Origin of the sequence: Pseudomonas sp. LTR0 (assembly GCF_036630035.1) — a bacterium.
Taxonomy (GTDB): Bacteria; Pseudomonadota; Gammaproteobacteria; order Pseudomonadales; family Pseudomonadaceae; genus Aquipseudomonas; species Aquipseudomonas putida_Y.
The window spans coordinates 4,100,810-4,121,922 of the sequence record NZ_CP123734.1; the positions used below are offsets into that span (position 1 = coordinate 4,100,810).

Below are 21,113 nucleotides of genomic sequence, written 5' to 3' on the forward strand. Positions count from 1 at the left end.
TCCTTGCATGCCAAAGGTTTGGCGCCGGGCTACTATCTAACCTTTTGTGCCAGACGATGGACCGCCCGATGCCCAGTTGTAGCCGCCTGTTGTTACCGTTGTACCTGCTTGCCTGCCTGCTGGCCCTGTTCGGGCTGGGGGGGCTCTGGTACGGACTGGGCAAGCCAGTGCACCTGCCCGATGCGGCCAGCCCTGCACACAAGCTGCAGTGCGCCTCGTACACACCTTTTGACAAAGACCAATCGCCTTACGACCAGCCGTTTCGCCTGCGCCCGGCGCGGATGGACGCCGACCTGGCGTTACTGGCCGAGCGGTTTCAGTGCATCCGTACCTATTCCATGAGCGGTCTTGAGGCAATCCCGGCGCTGGCACGCAAGCACGGTCTGAAGGTGATGCTGGGCGCCTGGGTGAATGCCCACCCGGCCGACACCGAGAAGGAAATCAACCTGCTGATCGCCGCTGCCAACGCCAACCCTGACGTGGTCAGCGCGGTGATCGTCGGCAATGAGACACTGTTGCGCAAGGAGGTGACCGGTGCCCACCTGGCCAAGCTGATCGGGCGGGTGAAGAGCCAGGTCAAGGTACCGGTGACCTACGCCGATGTCTGGGAGTTCTGGCTGCAGCACCCGCAGGTGGCCCCGGCAGTGGACTTCCTGACCATCCATCTGCTGCCCTACTGGGAGGACGACCCGCGTGGCATCGACGAGGCCTTGGCCCACGTCGCCGACGTGCGCCGGGTATTCGGCACACGCTTCGCGCCCAAGGACATACTGATTGGCGAAACCGGCTGGCCCAGCGAAGGCCGCCAACGCGAAACTGCGGTACCCAGCCGGGTCAATGAAGCGCGCTTCATCCGCGGCTTTGTGGCCATGGCCGAGCGCAATGGCTGGCACTACAACCTGATCGAAGCCTTCGATCAGCCATGGAAACGCGTCAATGAGGGCGCGGTGGGCGGCTACTGGGGGTTATACGACGCGGACCGGCAGGACAAGGGTGTGCTCGAAGGGCCAGTGAGCAATCTGCATGACTGGCCGCGGTGGCTGCTGGCCAGTGCCGTGCTGATGGTGATCATGCTGGTGCTGGCCGGGCGCCCCGCTACACCGATGGCGGCCTTGCTGCTGCCATTGCTGGCGGCGTTTGGCGCCGCTTGCCTGGGCCTGTGGGGCGAGTTGATGCGTACCCATGCGCGCTTTGCCGGGGAGTGGTTATGGGCACTGATGCTGGCCGGGCTGAACCTGCTGGTGCTGGCCCATGCGTTGTTGGCGCTGGCGCGGCGAGCCGGCTGGCGTGAGCGCTTGTTCGCCCGGCTGCAGGTGCAAGCTGGCTGGCTGTTGCTGGCGGCGGGCTTTGCGGCGGCGGTGAGCATGTTGGCACTGGTGTTCGACCCACGCTACCGCAGTTTCCCCAGCGCAGCGCTGGCGTTGCCGGCGCTGGTGTATGTGTTGTGGCCGGTGCGGGCGCGGCGGCCGGAGGTGGCGTTGCTGGCGTTCATCGTCGGGGCCGGGGTGGCGCCGCAGTTGTTCGTGGAAGGGCTGGAGAACCAACAGGCCTGGAGCTGGGCTGTGGTGAGTGTGCTGATGACAGCGGCGTTGTGGCGGAGTTTGCGGTTACGCCAGGCTTGATTTTTGCGGTGGGGCGGAGATCGAGCGCCGCCCGCGCGGCGCATCGCGAGCTGCGCTCGCTCCTACGTTTGTTTCGGGCCAGTCATTCCTGTGGGTTTTGCGCGCGTACGCCTTGGCGCATGGCTCGATATCGCGTCGTACGAGAAGGCGGTCGCGCGCGCCTGCCACAGGCGTTACTGGCCAAAAACAAACGTAGGAGCGAGCGCAGCTCGCGATGCGCCGCGCGGGCGGCGCTCGATCTCCGCCCCACCACAAATTCCAAAACGGACGCCTGTCAGCCGCACCGCAATTACCTGACCAGGCGCAACCCCGCCAATACCAGCGCAAACACTGCAATGCTGGCGGTATACAGCACCAGCGCCGGCACCGCGAACACCAGGGCCAGCACCGCCAGCCACCAGCCAGCGCGGCCGGGAGCCACCTGCGCCAGCAGCGCAAGACCCAGCCCGCCCCAGGCCATTACCTGATGGTGAATGCCCAACCCCAGCAGCGAACGCACCTCGCACTGCCAGTACGCCGTCGGCACTGCGCACAGCCCTACCCACTGCCCATCCTCCATCAGGCCGTAACGCACACCATAACTGGCCGCGAGCCAAAGCCCCAGAAACAGCAACAGCAGCACCGTCGGCAGCGAACGAGACATCCTGTTCTCCAATAGCGGTAATCGAAAACGTCCATGATCGCTTATGCCCGTTTCTAAGGCAAAATCACACCCCGGCAGCTATGTTGCAGATAGCAAGTACGCCAAAGGCCACCGCAGCGGGCAACTTTGCCCGCCTGGCTGTGGTCCTAGCCTGCACACTGCTCGACCTTGCGTTCTCTTGGGGGATTAAATGCTTCGATCTTTGCGCCTCGCTGCCCTGCTCGGCAGCCTGCTCATGGCTGTGGCCGCTTCAGCGCGGGATATCGACGCTGCCAGCTATGGCTACCCTTTGACCAACCCGTTCGAGGCGACCATCGCCACCACGCCGCCGGACAAGCGCCCTGACTTGCCAAACGACGATGAAATCAATCAGTCCGACTACAGCCTGAACTTGCGCCCGGAACGTGAGTTCACCTTGCCCGACAACTTCTGGGCCGTGAAGAAGCTCAAGTACCGCCTGGCTCGACAGGATCGCGAAGCGCCGCTGATCTTCATCATCGCCGGCACCGGCGCGCCCTACAGCAGCAGCATCAATGAATACCTGAAAAAGCTGTTCTACAAGGCGGGTTTCCACGTGGTGCAACTGTCATCGCCCACCAGCTATGACTTCATGAGTGCAGCCTCACGCTTTGCTACCCCCGGCATCAGCCAGGAAGACGCCGAAGACATGTACCGGGTGATGCAGGCCGTGCGCGCCCAGCATCCACGCCTGCCGGTCAGTGATTTCTACCTCACCGGTTACAGCCTGGGTGCGCTCGACGCCGCCTTCGTCAGCCACCTGGACGAAACCCGCCGCAGCTTCAACTTCAAGCGTGTGCTGCTGCTCAACCCACCGGTCAACCTCTACACCTCGATCAACAACCTCGACAAACTGGTGCAAACCCAGGTCAAGGGCATCGACCGTAGCACCACGTTCTACGAGCTGATGCTGGAAAAGCTCACCCGTTACTTCCAGGACAAGGGCTACATCGACCTGAACGACGCCCTGCTGTACGACTTCCAGCAGTCGCGCCAGCACCTGTCCAACGAACAGATGGCCATGCTGATCGGTACTTCGTTCCGCTTCTCGGCAGCGGACATTGCTTTTACCTCCGACCTGATCAACCGCCGCGGCCTGATCATTCCGCCGAAGTTCCCGATCACCGAAGGCAGCAGCCTCACGCCGTTCTTCAAGCGCGCCCTGCAGTGCGACTTCGACTGCTACATGACCGAGCAGGTGATTCCGATGTGGCGCGCCCGCACCGACGGCAACAGCATCCTGCAGTTGGTCAACCAGGTCAGCCTGTATGCCCTGGAAGACTACCTGCGCAGCAGTGACAAGATCGCCGTGATGCACAACGCCGACGACGTCATTCTCGGCCCGGGCGACATTGGCTTTTTACGCAAGGTGTTCGGTGACCGACTGACCCTTTACCCCCATGGCGGCCATTGCGGCAACCTCAACTATCGCGTCAACAGTGACGCCATGCTGGAGTTCTTCCGTGGTTAACAAACTCCTCTTCGCCACTGCCCTGCTTGCCGCTGGTCACACCCTGGCCGCCGAAACCGCACCGCGAGCCAGCGTGGTCGAGGCCGACCCGCAGGTGGTCGGTACCGCGCCCCTAGTGCCTGAAGCTGATGGCTTCCTCGACCCGCTGCGTGAGCTGAAATTCAACCCTGGGCTGGATCAGCGCGAGTTCGAGCGCTCAACCTTGGCGGCGCTTAACGTGTACGACCCGCTGGAGTCGATCAACCGGCGCATCTATCACTTCAACTACCGACTGGACCAATGGGTACTGCTGCCGCTGGTGAATGGCTACCAGTATGTCACCCCAAGCTTCGTGCGCACGGGGGTGAGCAACTTCTTCAACAACCTTGGCGATGTGCCGAACCTGTTCAACAGCGTGTTGCAGCTCAAAGCCAAGCGCTCGGCAGAAATCACTGCGCGACTGATGTTCAACACCATTATCGGCGTGGGTGGGCTGTGGGACCCGGCGACCAGCATGGGCCTGCCGCGCCAGAGTGAGGACTTTGGCCAGACCCTGGGCTTCTATGGCGTACCAGAGGGGCCGTACCTGATGCTGCCGGTGCTAGGGCCATCGAACCTGCGCGATACCACCGGGATTGTGGTGGACTATGCGGGAGAGCAGGCAGTCAACTACCTGAACGTGGCTGAAGTCAGCAGCGACCACCCGGAAATCTTCGCCCTGCGCGTGGTGGACAAGCGCTATACGACCAAATTCCGCTATGGCCAGCTCAACTCGCCGTTCGAGTATGAAAAGGTGCGGTATGTATATACCCAGGCGCGCAAGTTGCAGATAGCCGAGTAAGCCTGCTGCGGCCCTTTCGCGGATGAACCCGCTCCTACACAGGTATTGGCGCACCCCCTTGTCGCGAAAGGGCCCGCACAGACAACATCAAATCGCCAGGAATTCACAAAGCTCGCGCTTCTTGGCCAGGGCATCGCGCCGCCCCAGTTCGATCAGTTCACTGCAATAGCTGGCCTCGAACAGCAAATAGCTCAACACCCCCGCCCCGCTGGTGCGCGTCGCCCCTGGCCCACGTAAAAACAGGCGCAACGCCGCCGGCAACTCACGGCGGTGCCGAGCGGCAATCTCATCCAGCGGCTGGCTGGGCGCCACCACCAGAACATCGATCGGTGCCAACCCCAGGCGCCGGGCATCAAGGTGCGCCGGCAATAGCCCGCTCAAGTGGTTGAGGCGCTGCAGCAGTTCGATATCGTCTTCCAGGCTGTCGATGAATGTACTGTTGAGCATGTGCCCGCCGATCTGCGCCAGGCTCGGTTGCTGCCCGCTGAACACACGTTGGGGCGGCACCGGTGGCGCTGGCCGCTGCGGGTTTCCGCTGACCCCGACCACCAGCACCCGGCTGGCGCCCAGATGCAAGGCCGGGCTGATCGGCGCCGACTGGCGCACTGCACCGTCGCCATAATATTCACCGCCCAGTTGCACCGGGGCGAACAGCAGCGGAATCGCCGCGCTGGCCAGCAGGTGGTCGATGGTCAGCGGTGCGGGTACACCAATACGCCGGTGACGCAGCCAGGCCTCGATGGTGCCGCGGCCCTGGTAGAAGGTCACCGCCTGGCCAGACTCGTAGCCAAAGGCGGTCACCGCCACGGCGCGCAGTTGCTCGGCGGCCAAGGCGTGGCCGATACCATCCAGGTTCAGGTGCGTTTGCAGCAGGCTGCGCAACGGACTGCTGTCGAGCAACGCCACAGGGGCCTGGCCACCCAGCCCCAGCAGGTTGTGGCCGACGAAACGGCTGGCCTGGCGCACGACCCCGGGCCAGTCGCTGCGGATGACCAGATGGCTGCGGAAATTCTGCCAGAAGGCAGTGAGCCGCTGCACGGCGTCGTTGAAGTGCACCGCACCACTGGCCAGGGTGACAGCGTTGATGGCCCCGGCGGAGGTGCCAACAATGACCGGGAACGGGTTGTGCGCGCCGGCGGGCAGCAACTCGGCGATGCCCGCCAGCACGCCGACCTGGTAGGCGGCGCGGGCGCCGCCGCCAGAAAGGATGAGACCGGTTACCGGGGGTGGAGCCATGGAGTCCTTCCTGGGGTCAAGGTGCTTTCATGCCCGGCCTCTTCGCGGGTAAACCCGCTCCCACAGGGCCCCGCAATATGCAGAACCTGTGGTAATCCTGCAGGAGCGGGTTTACCCGCGAAGAGGCCAGGCCTGCTTACAAGGTTCAGCGCTTTTTCTTGTCATACAGCCGCGGCGCCCCTTCGGGCCGCGACTTGAAACGGCGGTGCGCCCACAGGTACTGCTCGGGGCACTCGCGCAATACGCTCTCGACCCACTGGTTGATGCGCAGGCAATCGGCCTCTTCGCTTTCCCCGGGGAAATCCGCCAGCGGCGGGTGGATGACCAGCCGATAGCCGCTACCATCCTCCAGGCGCTTCTGGGTGAACGGAATCACCTGCGCCTTCCCCAACCGGGCGAACTTGGTAGTGGCCGTTACCGTCGCTGCCGGGATGCCGAACAGTGGCACGAAGATACTTTGCTTGGCGCCATAGTCCTGGTCCGGTGCGTACCAGATCGCCCGGCCCGAACGCAGCAGCTTGAGCATGCCGCGCACGTCTTCACGCTCCACCGCCAGCGAGTCGAGGTTGTGCCGCTCGCGGCCGCTGCGCTGGATGAAATCGAACAGCGCATTGCCATGTTCGCGGTACATGCCGTCGATGGTGTGCTGCTGGCCGAGCAGCGCGGCGCCGATTTCCAGGGTCGTGAAGTGCACCGCCATGAGGATCGCGCCCTGCCCCGCCTGCTGGGCGGCTTGCAGGTGCTCAAGGCCCTCGATATGGGCCAGGCGCGCCAACCTGGCCTTGGGCCACCACCAGCTCATGGCCATTTCGAAGAAGGCGATGCCGGTTGAGGCAAAGTTGGCCTTGAGCAAACGCTGCCGTTCGTCGACCGACAGCTCCGGGAAGCACAGTTCCAGGTTGCGCGCGGCAATGCGCCGACGTTCACCGGCAAAGTGATACATGACAGCGCCCAGCGCGGCACCGATTTTCAGCAGCACCCGGTACGGCAACTGGACTACCAGCCACAGCAGGCCCAGGCCCAGCCACAGGCCCCAGAACTTGGGGTGAAGGTAATAGGGACGAAAACGCGGGCGTTCCATTGAAGCATCCGGAAAGACAAAGGCCGCGCATTCTACAACGGATCAGCGCATGTTGCGGGCAACCGGTGTTCTCGTTATAAGTCAGGGCACTTTTTTCGCAACAAGCCGTCTATGCAGACCATGAGCCCAAACCACACACCCGACACCGCCTCCGTGTTCCAGCTCAAGGGCAGCATGCTCGCCATTACGGTACTGGAACTGGCACGCAATGACCTTGAAGCCCTCGACCGCCAGTTGGCGGCCAAAGTCGCCCAGGCCCCGAACTTCTTCAGCAATACACCGCTGGTGCTGGCGCTGGACAAGCTGCCGGCCGACGAAGGGGCGGTCGACCTGCCCGGCTTGATGCGAATCTGCCGCCACCACGGCCTGCGTACCTTGGCCATACGCGCCAACCGCATCGAGGACATCGCCGCCGCCATCGCCATCGACCTACCGGTGCTGCCGCCGTCAGGGGCCCGCGAACGGCCGCTGGAGCCAGAGCCCGAGGTGGTCAAAAAGCCCGAACCGGCCCCGGCGCCACCACCGCCCCCCGAACCCGAGGTGCGCCCGACCCGCATCATTACTTCGCCAGTACGCGGTGGCCAACAGATCTATGCTCAGGGGGGAGACCTGATTGTTACCGCCTCGGTCAGCCCAGGTGCGGAACTTCTGGCCGATGGCAACATCCATGTGTACGGCGCCATGCGCGGCCGCGCCCTGGCCGGCATCAAAGGCAACACCAAGGCGCGTATCTTCTGCCAGCAGATGACCGCCGAAATGGTCTCGATCGCTGGCCAGTACAAGGTCTGCGAAGACCTGCGCCGGGATCCACTGTGGGGTACCAGCGTGCAAGTCAGCCTGTCTGGTGACGTGTTGAACATCACCCGTCTTTAACGGATACTTGCCAGCATTTTTAGAGCAACTTTTTTACCGTTGCCTTTATTTAGCTATTTCAGTTTTTTGCAGGGACAAGTGTCCCGACTATTTTTAGGGGTGAAACACCTTGGCCAAGATTCTCGTGGTTACTTCCGGCAAGGGGGGTGTGGGCAAGACCACTACCAGCGCCGCCATTGGTACCGGCCTCGCACTGCGCGGCCACAAGACCGTCATTGTCGACTTCGACGTGGGCCTGCGTAACCTCGACCTGATCATGGGCTGCGAACGCCGCGTGGTGTACGACTTCGTCAACGTGGTCAACGGCGAAGCCAACCTGCAGCAGGCCCTGATCAAGGACAAGCGCCTCGAGAACCTGTACGTGCTGGCCGCCAGCCAGACCCGTGACAAGGACGCGCTGACCCAGGAAGGCGTGGAAAAGGTACTGATGGACCTGAAGAAAGACTTCGAGTACGTCATCTGCGACTCGCCGGCCGGTATCGAAAAAGGTGCCCACCTGGCCATGTACTTCGCCGACGAAGCTATCGTGGTAACCAACCCGGAGGTTTCTTCGGTACGTGACTCCGACCGCATGCTGGGCATTCTGTCGAGCAAGTCGCGCCGCTCCGAAAACGGCGAAGAGCCGATCAAGGAGCATCTGCTGATCACCCGCTACCACCCAGAGCGCGTCGTCAAGGGTGAAATGCTGAGCGTGGCCGACGTCGAAGAAATCCTGTCGATCAAGCTCAAGGGTGTGATCCCGGAATCGCAGGCCGTCCTCAAGGCGTCCAACCAAGGTATCCCGGTCATTCTCGATGACCAGAGCGATGCCGGCCAGGCCTACAGTGATGCGGTCGACCGCCTGCTGGGCAAAGAGAAGCCGATGCGCTTCATCGATGTACAGAAGAAGGGATTCTTCGAGCGCATTTTCGGGAGCAAATAAACCATGAACCTTTTTGACTTCTTTCGTGGCAGACAGAAACAGTCCAGCGCGTCGGTAGCGAAAGAGCGTCTACAGATCATCGTGGCGCACGAGCGCGGCCAACGCAGCGAGCCGGACTACCTGCCCGCGCTGCAGAAAGAACTGCTGGAAGTGATCCGCAAATATGTGAACATCGGCAACGATGACGTGCATATCGAACTGGAAAACCAGGGCAGCTGCTCGATTCTGGAGCTGAACATCACCCTGCCGGATCGCTGATCCGCGTAGTCGACAATTTGGGGCTGCCTTGCAGCCCTTCGCGGGCAAGCCCGCTCCTACAGGGGAATGCATATCCTTTGTAGGAGCGGGCTTGCCCGCGAAGGGCCGCAAAGCGGCCCCAGCGTTTACTGCTATTTTCGTGAGACCTGTAATGCCGCTGTCGAATGTCCAGATCCTCTTCGAAGACGCCGCCATCCTGGTGATCAACAAACCGACCCTGCTACTGTCGGTCCCTGGCCGTGCCGAGGACAACAAGGACTGCCTGATCACCCGCCTGCAGGAAAACGGCTACCCCGATGCGCTGATCGTGCACCGTCTGGACTGGGAAACCTCCGGCATCATCCTGCTGGCACGCGATGCCGACAGCCACCGCGAGCTGTCGCGCCAGTTCCACGACCGTGAAACCGAAAAAGCCTACACCGCACTGTGCTGGGGCCAGCCGGCGCTCGACAGCGGCAGCATCGACCTGCCGCTGCGTTACGACCCACCGACCAAACCACGGCATGTGGTGGACCACGAGCAGGGCAAGCACGCCCTGACCTTCTGGCGTATCGTCGAGCGCTGCGGCGATCACTGTCGGGTGGAGCTGACACCGATTACCGGGCGTTCGCACCAGCTGCGCGTGCACATGCTGTCGATCGGGCACCCGCTGCTGGGTGATCGGTTATACGCCAACCCGCAAGCCCTGGCAGCTCATGAGCGGCTTTGTCTGCATGCCTCGATGCTGAGCTTTACCCACCCGGTGTCCGGGCAGCGGTTGAAGTTCGAGTGCCCGGCGCCGTTCTGATTTTTCAGGGCCTGTACCAGCCTCTTCGCGGCTAAAGCCGCGCCCACAGGTACCGCGCTGCTCTCAGGGGCTGTGTAATACCTGTGGGAGCGGCTTTGGCCGCGAAGATGCAGACACCAATTGTCGACATTCTGCGTTAAACTCGCGCCACTGCTGTCTGGAGTGAGCTATGCGCGATGCACTGAATACCGGCCTTATCGACTTTCTCAAGGCCTCCCCCACGCCCTTCCACGCCACCGCCAGCCTGGTCCAGCGCCTTGAGGCGGCCGGCTACAAGCGCTTGGACGAGCGCGACAGTTGGGACCCCGAGGGCGGCGGCCGCTACTACGTCACCCGCAACGATTCTTCAATCATCGCCATCAAACTGGGCACGCAGTCGCCGCTGCTCAGTGGCATCCGCATGGTCGGCGCCCACACTGACAGCCCGTGCTTGCGGGTCAAGCCTCAGCCCGAGCTTCAGCGCCAGGGCTTCCTGCAACTGGGCGTGGAAGTGTATGGCGGCGCGTTGCTGGCACCCTGGTTCGACCGCGACCTGTCGCTGGCCGGCCGCGTCACCTACCGCCGTGACGGCAAGGTCGAAAGCCAGCTGATCGACTTCAAGCTGCCAATCGCGATCATCCCCAACCTGGCGATCCACCTGAACCGCACCGCCAACGAAGGCTGGGCGATCAACCCGCAGAACGAACTGCCCCCCATCCTCGCCCAAGTGGCTGGTGACGAGCGCATCGACTTCCGCGCCCTGCTCACCGAGCAACTGGCCCGCGAGCATGAATTGATCGCCGACGTGGTGCTGGACTACGAGCTGAGCTTTTACGACACGCAGGACGCCGCGCTGATCGGCCTGAATGGCGACTTCATCGCCGGCGCCCGCCTGGACAACCTGCTGTCGTGCTACGCCGGTTTGCAGGCCCTGCTGGCCGCCGATAGCGACGAAACCTGTGTGCTGGTGTGCAACGACCACGAAGAAGTCGGCAGTTGCTCGGCCTGCGGTGCCGATGGCCCGATGCTGGAGCAGACCCTGCAGCGCCTGCTGCCCGATGGCGACACCTATGTGCGGACCCTCCAGCGCTCGCTGATGGTGTCGGCCGACAACGCCCACGGCGTGCATCCCAACTACGCCGACAAGCATGACGGCAACCACGGCCCCAAGCTCAACGCCGGGCCCGTGATCAAAGTGAACAACAACCAGCGCTACGCCACCAACAGCGAGACTGCAGGGTTCTTCCGCCACTTGTGCATGGCCGAGGAAGTACCGGTGCAGAGCTTCGTGGTGCGCAGCGACATGGGCTGTGGCTCGACCATCGGGCCGATCACCGCCAGCCACCTGGGTGTGCGCACGGTGGATATCGGTTTGCCGACATTTGCCATGCATTCCATTCGCGAGCTGTGCGGCAGCCATGACCTGGCGCACCTGGTGAAGGTACTGACCGCGTTCTACCGTAGCCGCGAGCTGCCTTGATGCAAGCAGGCCCGGCCTTTTCGCGGGTATAACCGCGAAGAGGCCGGGCCTGCCTGAACGTGCTCAAGGTCAATCACGCCTCGTTTGCCAAGCGCTATGCTTGTTACATGGCCCCACTGCAAAAGGATTGCTGTCCATGTCCCCGTTCCTGTCTCTGTTCGTGCCGGTGTTCCTGTTCCTGATGCTGCTGACCATCGGCTTCAGCATGCGCGAACGCAACATCGGTGTACTGATGATGTGGATCGGCACCTTGGGTATTTTCGGCCTCACCTGCTGGAAGATCCTCGAGAAACTGCCGACATAAACCTCTACACTCGGTCAATCGTTTGACCTGAGGTAGATTTTCCAGTGCCTGCCCTCCTGCGTTACCTGTTCCTGCTGCTATTGCTTTTCATTGCCCCGGCACAAGCGGCGGGCCTGCCTGGCCTGCTGGGCGGCAGCGCGCCCGCGCAGCCAGAGGCCACCGAGCCGCTGGGCAAATCGCTGGACGAGGTGATCAAGAACCTCGAAAACGATCAGCAACGGGCCAAGCTGCTGGCCGACCTGAAAAAGCTGCGCGACGCCACCCGGCAATCGCAACCCAGCGTTGAACAGGGTGTGCTCGGCCTGATCGGCGGTGCCCTGCACGACTTTGAAAAACAGTTCAGCGGCGATGCCAGTCCATTCCACCGCTGGGCCGCGGAAATCGAACAGGCCCAGGCCGAACTGGCGGAACTGGTGGTGCCCGTGCACCAATGGCCGGCGATCCTGTTCGGTTTTGCTGCAGTGATTGCCGTGTGGAGCGTGCTGGCCTATGCCTTCAACTGGGTCGGCCATCGGGTCCGCCTGCGCTTTGGCCTGAGCGAAGAACTGCCACAGCACCCGCGTACCTGGGACCTGGTGCGCTTTGCCTTGCGCAAGCTCGGCCCATGGTTGGTCGCGTTGGTGTTCACGGTGTACCTGAGTTTCGTGCTGCCGCCATCGCTGGGCAAATCCCTGGCCATGGTGCTGGCCTACGCACTGGTGGTCGGTACCTGCTTCTCGGCCATTTGCGTCATCGCCTTTTCCTTGCTGGACGGCCCACACCGCCACCGTGCCCTGCACATCCTGCGGCGCCAGGCGTTTCGCCCGTTGTGGCTGATCGGCAGCTTCGCCGCGTTTGGCGAGGCGATGAGCGATCCACGCATGCTGGTGGCCCTCGGTACTCACCTGGCCCACGCCCTGGCTACCTTGGCCAATGTGATTGCGGCGCTGTGCACCGGGTTGTTCATCCTGCGCTTCCGCCGCCCGATCGCCCACCTGATCCGCAACCAGCCACTGTCGAGGCGACTGACCCGACGCACCCTCAGCGATACCATCGAGATCCTCGGCAGCTTCTGGTTCATTCCGGCGCTGATCCTTGTGGCCATTTCGCTGTTCGCCACCTTCGTCTCCGCCGGCGACACCAGCACCGCCCTACGCCAGTCGCTGATGTGCACGGTGCTGGTGGTGGTGTGCATGGTGCTCAACGGCCTGGTGCGCCGCCATACTGCCAACCCCAAGCGGGCCAGCAAGCGCCAGGCGGTGTACACCGAGCGCCTGCGCAACTTCGGCTACCTGCTGGTGCACCTGTTCATCTGGCTGGTGTTCATCGAGTTGGGCCTGCGCGTGTGGGGCGTGTCGATGATCAGCTTCGCCGAGGGCGACGGCCATGACGTCAGCCTGCGCCTGCTGGGCCTGGCCGGTACGCTGATGGTGGCCTGGCTGGTATGGATCCTTGCCGACACCGCCGTACACCATGCCCTGGTGGGCTCGCGCCGGGGGCTGGCCAACGCCCGTGCGCAAACCATGATGCCGTTGATCCGCAACGTGATGTTCGTGGTCATCTTCATCATCGCGGTCATCGTCGCACTGGCCAACATGGGCATGAACGTCACCCCGCTGCTGGCCGGTGCCGGTGTGATCGGCCTGGCCATCGGTTTTGGCGCGCAGTCGCTGGTGGCCGACCTGATCACCGGCCTGTTCATCATCATCGAGGATTCGCTGGCCATCGACGACTATGTGGATGTCGGCGGCCACCTGGGCACGGTGGAAGGGCTGACCATTCGTACCGTGCGCCTGCGCGACATCGACGGCATTGTGCATACCATCCCGTTCAGCGAGATCAAGAGCATCAAGAACTACTCGCGAGAGTTCGGCTACGCAATCTTCCGCGTGGCAATCCCGCACAGCATGAACATCGACCAGGCGATCACGCTGATTCGCGAAGTGGGGCAGAAGCTGCGCAATGACCCGCTGATGCGCCGCAACATCTGGTCACCGTTGGAGCTGCAGGGGGTGGAGAGCTTCGAGTCAGGCTCGGCGATCTTGCGGGCGCGGTTCAAGACCGCGCCGATCAAGCAGTGGGAGGTGTCGCGGGCATTCAACCTGGCCTTGAAGCGGCAACTGGACGAGGCCGGGCTTGACCTGGCAACGCCGCGGTTGTCGGTGCAGGTGGTGACAGCCGGTGGGGGTGGAATGACAGAGGCCGGTTCGCAGGAGCAGCCAGCACGCTAGCCTGCCTGCGCCCTGATGCGAATGGCATCATGCCGCCAATACTCGAGGTCGCAGTCGATCAGGTGCCCATGCTGGTCACTGTTGACCCGGGTAATGTGCAACCCCGGGCTGCCCGCCGACACTTTCAAGGCACTGGCCGCCTCCACCGGCAACGCTGTCGGCAGGATCTCGAAGCACACCTGCCCGTATTCGATGCCATACACCCGCCCATAAATCTCGGTCAGTGACTGCGCCAGGTCGTGTTCAAGAATGCCGGGAAAGTACCGGGGGTTGAGGTAGTGCTCGGCATACAGCACCGCCCGCCCGTCAATCCGCCGTAACCGACAGACGCGCACCACGCTGGACAACGCCGGCAGCTGCAAGCGTGCACAAATGGCCGCCGAAGCCGGCTGCAGCCTCGCCGACAGCAGTTCGGTACTGGCCACCCGCCCCTGATCGCGCACCATGGCATGGAAGTGGCTGCGCTCGATCAGGTCGTAGGTCAAGCGCTGCGGCGCAACGAACCAGCCTCGGCGCTCTTCGCGGTAGATCAGGCCTTGGGCCTCCAGCTGCACCAACGCCTCACGCAGGGTAATGCGCGTGGTGTCGAACACCTCGCTGAGCCGCCGCTCGGCCGGCAGCTTGCCGCCCGGCGCCAGCAGACCATGCTCGATCTGCTCCTGCAGGGCATGACAGATGGCTGTTACCGCACGCGGGGGCGTCGACTGCATCAAAAGGTTACCTATCTGGACTAGTCCAGCCCCATCACAGGGCATTTGGAGAACAGTGCAAGCCTATGCAGGGCTGATGAACATCCTGTGACAAAGCTTAGGCCAGCCATTGCCAGAAACGCGCCAAGCCAGCAGAACCGGGGCGATTACCTGGTCTACGCTGTAGCTTCAGGGCCCTTGCCGGCCCCCTGCCTACATCAAACTGTCACGCAAGCGGCCTACCTTGGCTCAAGGTTTGCTGACCTAGACCAAAGGTGCCAGTCAAAGGCTTGCAACGGCTTTACCCAGAATAATGATCGCAAGGCACCCACCCAAAGGAGCTTCGGATGAAAAAGTTCTTCATGGCGTCACTGCTCGGTTCGGCCATCGCGTTGTGCACCACGGCCATGGCCGCCGGCACTGACCTCAAGGCCCTGGAAGACGCCGCCCGCAAGGAAGGCACTGTCAACAGCGTGGGCATGCCCGACGCCTGGGCCAACTGGAAAGGCACCTGGGAAGACCTGGCCAGCAAGTACGGCCTCAAGCACAGCGACACCGACATGAGCTCGGCGCAGGAACTGGCCAAGTTCGAAGCCGAGAAAGATAACGCCAGCGCCGACATCGGTGACGTGGGTGCCGCTTTCGGCCCGATCGCGGTGACCAAGGGCGTCAGCCAGCCTTACAAGCCAAGCACCTGGGACCAGGTGCCGGAATGGGCCAAGGACAAGGACGGCCACTGGGCGCTGGCCTATACCGGCACCATCGCCTTCATCATCAACAAGGACCTGGTCAAGGAAGAAGAACGGCCGAAAACCTGGCATGACCTGGAAAAAGGCAAGTACAAGGTTGCCATTGGCGACGTCGGCACCGCCGCCCAGGCCGCCAACGGTGTGCTGGCTGCGGCCATCGCCTACAAAGGTGACGAGCAGAACATCCAGCCGGGCCTGCAGTTGTTCACCAAACTGGCGCAGCAGAAGCGCCTGTCGCTGGCCAACCCGACCATCCAGACCCTGGAAAAGGGCGAAGTGGAAGTTGGCGTGGTGTGGGACTTCAACGGCCTGAGCTACCGTGAACAGATCGATCCCAAGCGTTTTGAAGTGCTGATTCCCTCGGACGGCTCGGTGATTTCCGGCTATACCACGGTCATCAACAAGTACGCCAAGCACCCCAACGCGGCCAAACTGACCCGTGAATACATCTTCAGCGATGCCGGGCAGATCAACCTGGCCAAGGGGCACGCGCGGCCGATCCGGGCCGAGCACCTGAAACTGCCGGCGGATGTGCAGGCCAAGCTGCTGCCCAACGACCAGTACGGTGCCGCCCAGCCGATCAAGAATGCCGAGGCCTGGGAAGCCACCTCGAAGAAACTGCCGCAGATGTGGCAGGAGCAGGTGATCATCGAGATGGAGTAAGGGGCCGGGCTTTGTAGCGCCTGATCCGGCCCTTTCGCGGGTAAACCCGCTCCTACACAGGGATACGCGATACATGTAGGAGCGGGTTTACCCGCGAAGGTGCCAACGCGGTTCATGACTGGAGAAAACATGCAACACAACGTCATCCTGGTCCTGCTCGACGGCCTCAACTACCAGGTCGCCCACCACGCGATGGGCCACCTGCACGCCTACGTCGAGGCCGACCGTGCCGCGCTGTACCGCGTGGAATGCGAGCTGCCATCGCTGTCGCGGCCGCTGTACGAATGCATTCTTACCGGCGTGCCGCCAATCGACAGCGGCATCGTGCACAACAACATCAACCGCCTGTCCAACCAGCGCAGCGTGTTTCACTACGCACGCGAGGCCAATCTGGGCACTGCAGCAGCCGCGTACCACTGGATGAGCGAGCTGTACAACCGCTCGCCCTTCGACCCGCAGCGTGACCGCCACACCCACGCGCCAAAGCTGCCGATCCAGCACGGGCTGTTCTACTGGGACGACCGTTACCCCGACTCGCACCTTCTGGCCGATGGCGAGTACCTGCGCCGCCGCCACGCCCCCAACTTCCTGCTGGTGCATCCGATGAGCGTTGACGACGTGGGTCACCGCCACGGCCTGGACAGCAGCCAGTATCGCAACGCTGCGCGCAGCGTCGACATCCTGCTGGCCGACTACCTGCCCGGCTGGCTCGAGGAGGGCTATCAGGTATTGGTCACCGCCGACCACGGCATGAACAACGACCGCTCGCACAACGGCCTGCTGGCTGAAGAACGTGAGGTGCCGCTGTTCGTCTTCGGCGACGCCTTCAGCCTGGACCCGGCCGCCAAGCCGCTGCAGACCGAACTGTGCGGCACCATCTGTGAACTGCTGGGCGCCGCGCATGACAAGACGGTTTGCCGGGAGCTGCTGAAGTGAGTGGCGGCATACGTGGCCGCTACCTGGCCCTGCTCTGCCTGCTGCCGTTCGCCGTGTTCTTCGTCATCTTCCAGGTCGCCCCGCTGGCCTGGGTGGCGATCAACAGCCTGCAATCGGAAGCCGGCTGGGGCATCGACAACTTCAGCAAGGTGTTCGCGTCCAAGTTCTACCTGCAGGCGTTGCAACGCAGCCTGGAAATCAGCTTCTGGTCGAGCGTGTTCGGCATCGTCATTGCTACCCTCGGCGCCTACTCGCTGCGCCAGGTGGACTCGAAGCTGCGCGACTTCGTCAGCGCCTTCGCCAACATGACCAGCAACTTTGCCGGCGTACCACTGGCCTTTGCCTTCATCATCCTGCTCGGTTTCAACGGCGCGCTGACCCTGCTGCTGAAACAGATCGGCCTGCTGGAAGACTTCAGTATCTATTCCAAAAGCGGGCTGATCCTGGTGTACACCTACTTCCAGATCCCGCTGGGCGTATTGCTGCTGTACCCCGCCTTCGATGCCCTGCGCGAAGACTGGCGCGAGTCAGCCGCGCTGCTGGGCGCCAACCACTGGCAGTACTGGCGACACATCGGCCTGCCGGTACTGGCCCCGGCACTGCTGGGCACCTTCGTCATCCTGCTGGCCAACGCCCTCGGCGCCTACGCCACCGTGTACGCACTGACCACCGGCAACTTCAACGTACTGCCAATCCGCATCGCCGGCCTGGTGGCGGGCGACATCAGCCTCGATCCGAACCTGGCCAGCGCCCTGGCGATGGTGCTGGTGGGGCTGATGACGCTGGTCACGGTGGTGCATCAATGGCTGCTGAAAAGGAGCTACCATGCGCGCTGACATCCGCTCCGGCGGCTGGTACCACCGCCTCGTGGTCTACCTGCTGTTCCTGATCCTGCTGCTGCCCCTGGCCGGCACCCTCCTCTACTCGCTGGCCACCAGCTGGTCGGCGAGCCTGCTGCCCAGTGGCCTGACCCTCAAGTGGTATGCGGCGCTGTGGAGCGAGCCGCGCTTCCTTGCGGCCTTCGGCCAGTCGCTGCTGGTGTGCGTCGGCGCACTGCTGCTGTCGGTGGTGCTGATCTTGCCACTGCTGTTCGTGGTGCATTACCACTTCCCGCGGCTCGACGCGCTGATGAACATCCTCATCCTGCTGCCTTTTGCGGTGCCGCCGGTGGTGTCGTCGGTGGGGCTGCTGCAACTGTATGGCAGCGGGCCGATGGCCATGGTCGGCACACCGTGGATCCTGATCGGCTGCTACTTCACCATCGCCCTGCCGTTCATGTACCGGGCCATCACCAACAACCTTCAGGCCATCAACCTGCGCGACCTGATGGACGCCGCGCAACTGCTCGGCGCCAGCACCTGGCAGGCCGCACTGCTGGTGGTGCTGCCGAACCTGCGCCAGGGCCTGATGGTGGCATTGCTGCTGTCGTTCTCGTTCCTGTTCGGCGAATTCGTGTTTGCCAACCTGCTGGTCGGCACCCGCTACGAGACCCTGCAGGTGTACCTGAACAACATGCGCAACAGCAGCGGCCACTTCAACAGCGCACTGGTGATCTCCTACTTCGCCTTCGTGCTGGTACTGACCTGGGTCGCCAACCGCCTGAACAAGGACAAGACCTGACATGAGCTTCGTCAGCGTACAGAAACTGCAGAAAAGCTACGCCGGTAGCCCGGTGTTCGAGAGTATCGACTGCCACATCGAACGCGGCGAATTCGTCACCCTGCTCGGCCCGTCCGGCTGCGGCAAGTCCACCCTGCTGCGTTGCATTGCCGGGCTGACCTCGGTGGATAGCGGGCAGATACTGCTCGACGGCCACGACATCGTGCCGTTAAGCCCGCAAAAGCGTGGCATCGGCATGGTGTTCCAGAGCTACGCGCTGTTCCCCAACATGACCGTGGAGCAGAATGTCGCCTTTGGCCTGCGCATGCAGAAGGTCAAGGCCGATGAAAGCCAACTGCGGGTACACGAGGCGCTTGAGCTGGTGGAGCTGGGCAAGTTCGCCGGGCGCTACCCACACCAGCTTTCCGGCGGCCAGTGCCAGCGCGTGGCCCTGGCACGCTCACTGGTCACCCGCCCGCGCCTGCTGCTGCTCGACGAACCGTTGTCGGCGCTGGATGCGCGTATCCGCAAGCACCTGCGCGAGCAGATTCGCGCCATCCAGCGCGAACTGGGGCTGACCACCATATTCGTCACTCACGATCAGGAGGAAGCGCTGACCATGTCCGACCGCATCTTCCTGATGAACCAGGGGCGCATCGTCCAAAGCGGCGATGCCGAAACCCTCTACACCGCACCCGTGGACCTGTTTGCCGCCGGCTTTATCGGCAACTACAACCTGCTCGACGCCGACAGCGCCAGCCGCCTGCTACAGCGCCCGGTGGCCAGCCGCCTGGCGATCCGCCCAGAGTCGATCACCCTTGGCGAGCACGGCGAGCTTGACGCCGAGGTACGCAGCCACAGCCTGCTGGGCAACGTGATCCGCTACCGGGTGCGGGTGCGTGAAGTGGAGCTGGTGGTCGATGTGCTCAACCGCTCGCCGGCCGACTTGCACGCGGACGGGAAACGGGTAAGCGTGTCGATCGACCCCACTGCGCTGCGGGAAGTGGCTTAAGGAGACTCACCACAATGGCACTGGCAATTTTCGATCTGGATGAAACCCTGATCCACGGCGACTGCGCATCACTGTGGAGCGAGCAGATGGCCCGGTTGGGCTGGGTCGACGGCAAGGACTTCCTGCGCCGCGACCATGAACTGATGGAAGCCTATGGCAGGGGCCACCTGCAGATGGAGGACTACATGGCTTTCAGCCTGGAGCCGATTGCCGGGCGCACCCTGGAAGAAGTCGAGCACCTGGTGGCACCCTGGGTCGAAGAAGTGATCGAACCCATCATCTACGGTGACGCCTGCCGCTGCATTGCCGAGCACCGCAAGCGTGGGGATCGCATCCTGATCATTTCCGCTTCGGGTACGCACCTGGTCGGGCCGATTGCCGCGAGACTGGGCGTGGATGAATACCTGGCAATCGAGCTGGAGGCAGTGAACGGGGTGTACACTGGCAAGACCCACGGGGTGCTGACCTATCGTGAGGGCAAGATCACCCGATTGCTGGAGTGGCTGGATCAGGAGCAGGAAAACCTGGAGGGCGCGAGTTTCTATTCCGATTCGAGGAATGACTTGCCGTTGCTGTTGAAGGTGGATCACCCACATGTGGTAAACCCGGATGCGGTGTTGCGCGAGCATGCCGAGATCAACGGGTGGCCGATTCTGAGCTGGAGCTGAAGGTCTTCATGGCCTGCGCCGGCCTCTTCGCGAGTGACCCCGCGAAGAGGCCGGGCCTGCTTACACCAGGCTAGGGTCGATCACCATCACCAGCTTGCCCGACACCTGGTTGGTCTCCAGCTCGGCATACGCCGCCTGGGCAAACTCCACCGGATAGGTATCGACCAGCTGCGGCGACAACCGCCCCTCGGCAAACAGCGGCCATACGTGCTGCTGCAGTTCGCTCAGCAGCTCGGCCTTGAAGCCGTCGTCACGGTTGCGCAGGGTGGAACCGGTAATTTCCAGACGCTTGCCCAGCACTTGGGCCAGGTCCAGCTCAAACTTGCGTCCTCCCATCAGGCCGATGATCACCCAGCGACCGTCGCGGGCCAACAGTTTGAGGTTCAGCTCACCGTAGCTGGCGCCCACCGGGTCGAGAATCACATCGAACGGGCCAAAACCTTCCAGCGCTTCCAGGTTCTCGTTACGTACCACACCACCCGCAGCGCCCAGCGCCTGGCAGTAGGCAAGACGATCCTGCGAACCGACGCTGACCCATACCGGGCTGCCGAACGCCTTGCATAGCTGGATAGCGGCCGAGCCAACGCCACTGGCGCCGGCGTGCACCAGCACCTTCTCGCCAGCCTTCACTGCACCGAGCTGGAAGATGTTCAGCCAGGCGGTGGCATACACCTCCGGCAACGCTGCCGCTTCATGCAGGCCAAGGCCCTCGGGCACCGGCAGCACATGACGGGCATCCACCACCACTTCCTCGGCCATGGCGCCGCTGGCCAGCAGGGCGCAAACGCGATCACCCACGCGCCAATCGGCACCAGCCCCCACCTCTTCAACCACCCCGGCACACTCCAGCCCCATGTACGGGCTGGCACCTGGCGGTGGCGGGTACAAACCTTTCATCTGCAGCAGGTCGGCGCGGTTCAGCCCCGCAGCGGCCACGCGAATGCGCACTTGGCCCGCGTCACAGGTCGGGCGTTCGGCCTCGACCCACTCCACATGTCCGTCAACGCCTTGCAATGCCTTCACAGTGCCTCCATAGTTGAATCATGACTGGGCCTGAGGTCGCTTACCTCAGGCCTTTTGCAGTATTTGCCCG

The 21,113-nt window shown here is 63.0% G+C and carries 21 protein-coding genes; 16 read left to right on the top strand and 5 right to left on the bottom strand.

The annotated features are described in order from the left end of the window. The first annotated feature begins 56 nt into the window (after nt 1-56). Nucleotides 57-1,622, top strand: coding sequence for a beta-1,6-glucan synthase (locus QCL51_RS18790; protein WP_028698287.1), 1,566 nt, complete (start codon nt 57-59; stop codon nt 1,620-1,622). A gap of 289 nt (nt 1,623-1,911) precedes the next feature. Here the strand turns inward: QCL51_RS18790 and QCL51_RS18795 are convergent, their stop codons facing one another. Next, the gene (locus tag QCL51_RS18795; RefSeq protein WP_101196187.1) at nt 1,912-2,265 is read right to left on the bottom strand and encodes a hypothetical protein; all 354 of its coding nucleotides are present in this window, start codon (nt 2,263-2,265) and stop codon (nt 1,912-1,914) included. 190 nt (nt 2,266-2,455) lie between these two features. Here QCL51_RS18795 and QCL51_RS18800 point away from each other — a divergent pair, with 190 nt between their 5' ends. Continuing rightward, nucleotides 2,456-3,754 (top strand): serine protein kinase PrkA, encoded by a 1,299-nt coding sequence (locus tag QCL51_RS18800; RefSeq protein ID WP_021782471.1) that lies wholly within the window; start codon nt 2,456-2,458, stop codon nt 3,752-3,754. Then, complete coding sequence (locus tag QCL51_RS18805; protein WP_021782472.1) at nt 3,747-4,574, top strand: VacJ family lipoprotein; 828 nt, start codon at nt 3,747-3,749, stop codon at nt 4,572-4,574. Before QCL51_RS18800 ends, QCL51_RS18805 begins: the two co-directional genes overlap by 8 nt. An 87-nt stretch (nt 4,575-4,661) precedes the next feature. On the opposite strand, the gene QCL51_RS18810 is transcribed toward QCL51_RS18805, so the two are convergent. After that, nucleotides 4,662-5,810 (bottom strand): patatin-like phospholipase family protein, encoded by a 1,149-nt coding sequence (locus QCL51_RS18810; RefSeq protein WP_021782473.1) that lies wholly within the window; start codon nt 5,808-5,810, stop codon nt 4,662-4,664. 145 nt (nt 5,811-5,955) lie between these two features. Continuing rightward, complete coding sequence (locus tag QCL51_RS18815; protein WP_021782474.1) at nt 5,956-6,891, bottom strand: lipid A biosynthesis lauroyl acyltransferase; 936 nt, start codon at nt 6,889-6,891, stop codon at nt 5,956-5,958. A gap of 111 nt (nt 6,892-7,002) precedes the next feature. Here QCL51_RS18815 and minC point away from each other — a divergent pair, with 111 nt between their 5' ends. The 7 genes from minC (at nt 7,003) to QCL51_RS18850 (ending at nt 13,704) form a co-directional block, all read left to right on the top strand. Then, nucleotides 7,003-7,764, top strand: coding sequence for a septum site-determining protein MinC (gene minC / locus QCL51_RS18820; RefSeq protein WP_021782475.1), 762 nt, complete (start codon nt 7,003-7,005; stop codon nt 7,762-7,764). Between the two features lie 109 nt (nt 7,765-7,873). Next, nucleotides 7,874-8,686, top strand: a complete 813-nt coding sequence (minD, locus tag QCL51_RS18825) for a septum site-determining protein MinD (protein WP_003252574.1) — start codon at nt 7,874-7,876, stop codon at nt 8,684-8,686. A 3-nt stretch (nt 8,687-8,689) separates the two neighbouring features. Further along, a complete protein-coding gene (minE, locus tag QCL51_RS18830; protein WP_021782476.1) occupies nt 8,690-8,944 on the top strand; it encodes a cell division topological specificity factor MinE in 255 nt (84 codons plus the stop codon). 151 nt (nt 8,945-9,095) lie between these two features. Next, a complete protein-coding gene (locus tag QCL51_RS18835; protein WP_019436776.1) occupies nt 9,096-9,731 on the top strand; it encodes an RluA family pseudouridine synthase in 636 nt (211 codons plus the stop codon). A gap of 169 nt (nt 9,732-9,900) precedes the next feature. Further along, nucleotides 9,901-11,190: a M18 family aminopeptidase gene (locus QCL51_RS18840; protein WP_021782477.1), complete on the top strand. Its 1,290-nt coding sequence runs from the start codon at nt 9,901-9,903 to the stop codon at nt 11,188-11,190. Between the two features lie 136 nt (nt 11,191-11,326). Then, entirely contained in the window at nt 11,327-11,494 is a 168-nt protein-coding gene (locus tag QCL51_RS18845) for a hypothetical protein (RefSeq protein WP_016501052.1), read from the top strand. A 44-nt stretch (nt 11,495-11,538) separates the two neighbouring features. Then, a complete protein-coding gene (locus QCL51_RS18850) occupies nt 11,539-13,704 on the top strand; it encodes a mechanosensitive ion channel domain-containing protein (RefSeq protein ID WP_021782478.1) in 2,166 nt (721 codons plus the stop codon). On the opposite strand, the gene QCL51_RS18855 is transcribed toward QCL51_RS18850, so the two are convergent. Next, nucleotides 13,701-14,414: a UTRA domain-containing protein gene (locus QCL51_RS18855; protein WP_003252562.1), complete on the bottom strand. Its 714-nt coding sequence runs from the start codon at nt 14,412-14,414 to the stop codon at nt 13,701-13,703. The two genes, QCL51_RS18850 and QCL51_RS18855, sit on opposite strands and share 4 nt — an antisense overlap. A 326-nt stretch (nt 14,415-14,740) precedes the next feature. Here QCL51_RS18855 and QCL51_RS18860 point away from each other — a divergent pair, with 326 nt between their 5' ends. The 6 genes from QCL51_RS18860 to QCL51_RS18885 all read left to right on the top strand — a co-directional run bounded on the left by QCL51_RS18860 (nt 14,741) and on the right by QCL51_RS18885 (nt 20,020). After that, complete coding sequence (locus QCL51_RS18860) at nt 14,741-15,805, top strand: extracellular solute-binding protein (protein ID WP_021782479.1); 1,065 nt, start codon at nt 14,741-14,743, stop codon at nt 15,803-15,805. 129 nt (nt 15,806-15,934) lie between these two features. Further along, nucleotides 15,935-16,741 (top strand): alkaline phosphatase family protein, encoded by an 807-nt coding sequence (locus tag QCL51_RS18865; RefSeq protein WP_003252558.1) that lies wholly within the window; start codon nt 15,935-15,937, stop codon nt 16,739-16,741. Further along, on the top strand, nt 16,738-17,577 hold the full coding sequence (locus tag QCL51_RS18870) for an ABC transporter permease subunit (RefSeq protein ID WP_021782480.1): 840 nt from the start codon (nt 16,738-16,740) through the stop codon (nt 17,575-17,577). Before QCL51_RS18865 ends, QCL51_RS18870 begins: the two co-directional genes overlap by 4 nt. After that, nucleotides 17,567-18,361, top strand: coding sequence for an ABC transporter permease (locus tag QCL51_RS18875; protein WP_021782481.1), 795 nt, complete (start codon nt 17,567-17,569; stop codon nt 18,359-18,361). Before QCL51_RS18870 ends, QCL51_RS18875 begins: the two co-directional genes overlap by 11 nt. A 1-nt stretch (nt 18,362) precedes the next feature. Next, nucleotides 18,363-19,352 carry an ABC transporter ATP-binding protein gene (locus tag QCL51_RS18880; protein ID WP_021782482.1) on the top strand — a complete coding sequence of 330 codons (990 nt, stop codon included), beginning with the start codon at nt 18,363-18,365 and terminating at the stop codon, nt 19,350-19,352. A gap of 14 nt (nt 19,353-19,366) precedes the next feature. Then, on the top strand, nt 19,367-20,020 hold the full coding sequence (locus QCL51_RS18885; RefSeq protein WP_019436775.1) for an HAD family hydrolase: 654 nt from the start codon (nt 19,367-19,369) through the stop codon (nt 20,018-20,020). 60 nt (nt 20,021-20,080) lie between these two features. Here QCL51_RS18885 and QCL51_RS18890 read toward each other — a convergent pair whose 3' ends face one another. Beyond that, the gene (locus QCL51_RS18890; RefSeq protein ID WP_021782483.1) at nt 20,081-21,043 is read right to left on the bottom strand and encodes an NAD(P)H-quinone oxidoreductase; all 963 of its coding nucleotides are present in this window, start codon (nt 21,041-21,043) and stop codon (nt 20,081-20,083) included. Between the last annotated feature and the right edge of the window lie 70 nt (nt 21,044-21,113).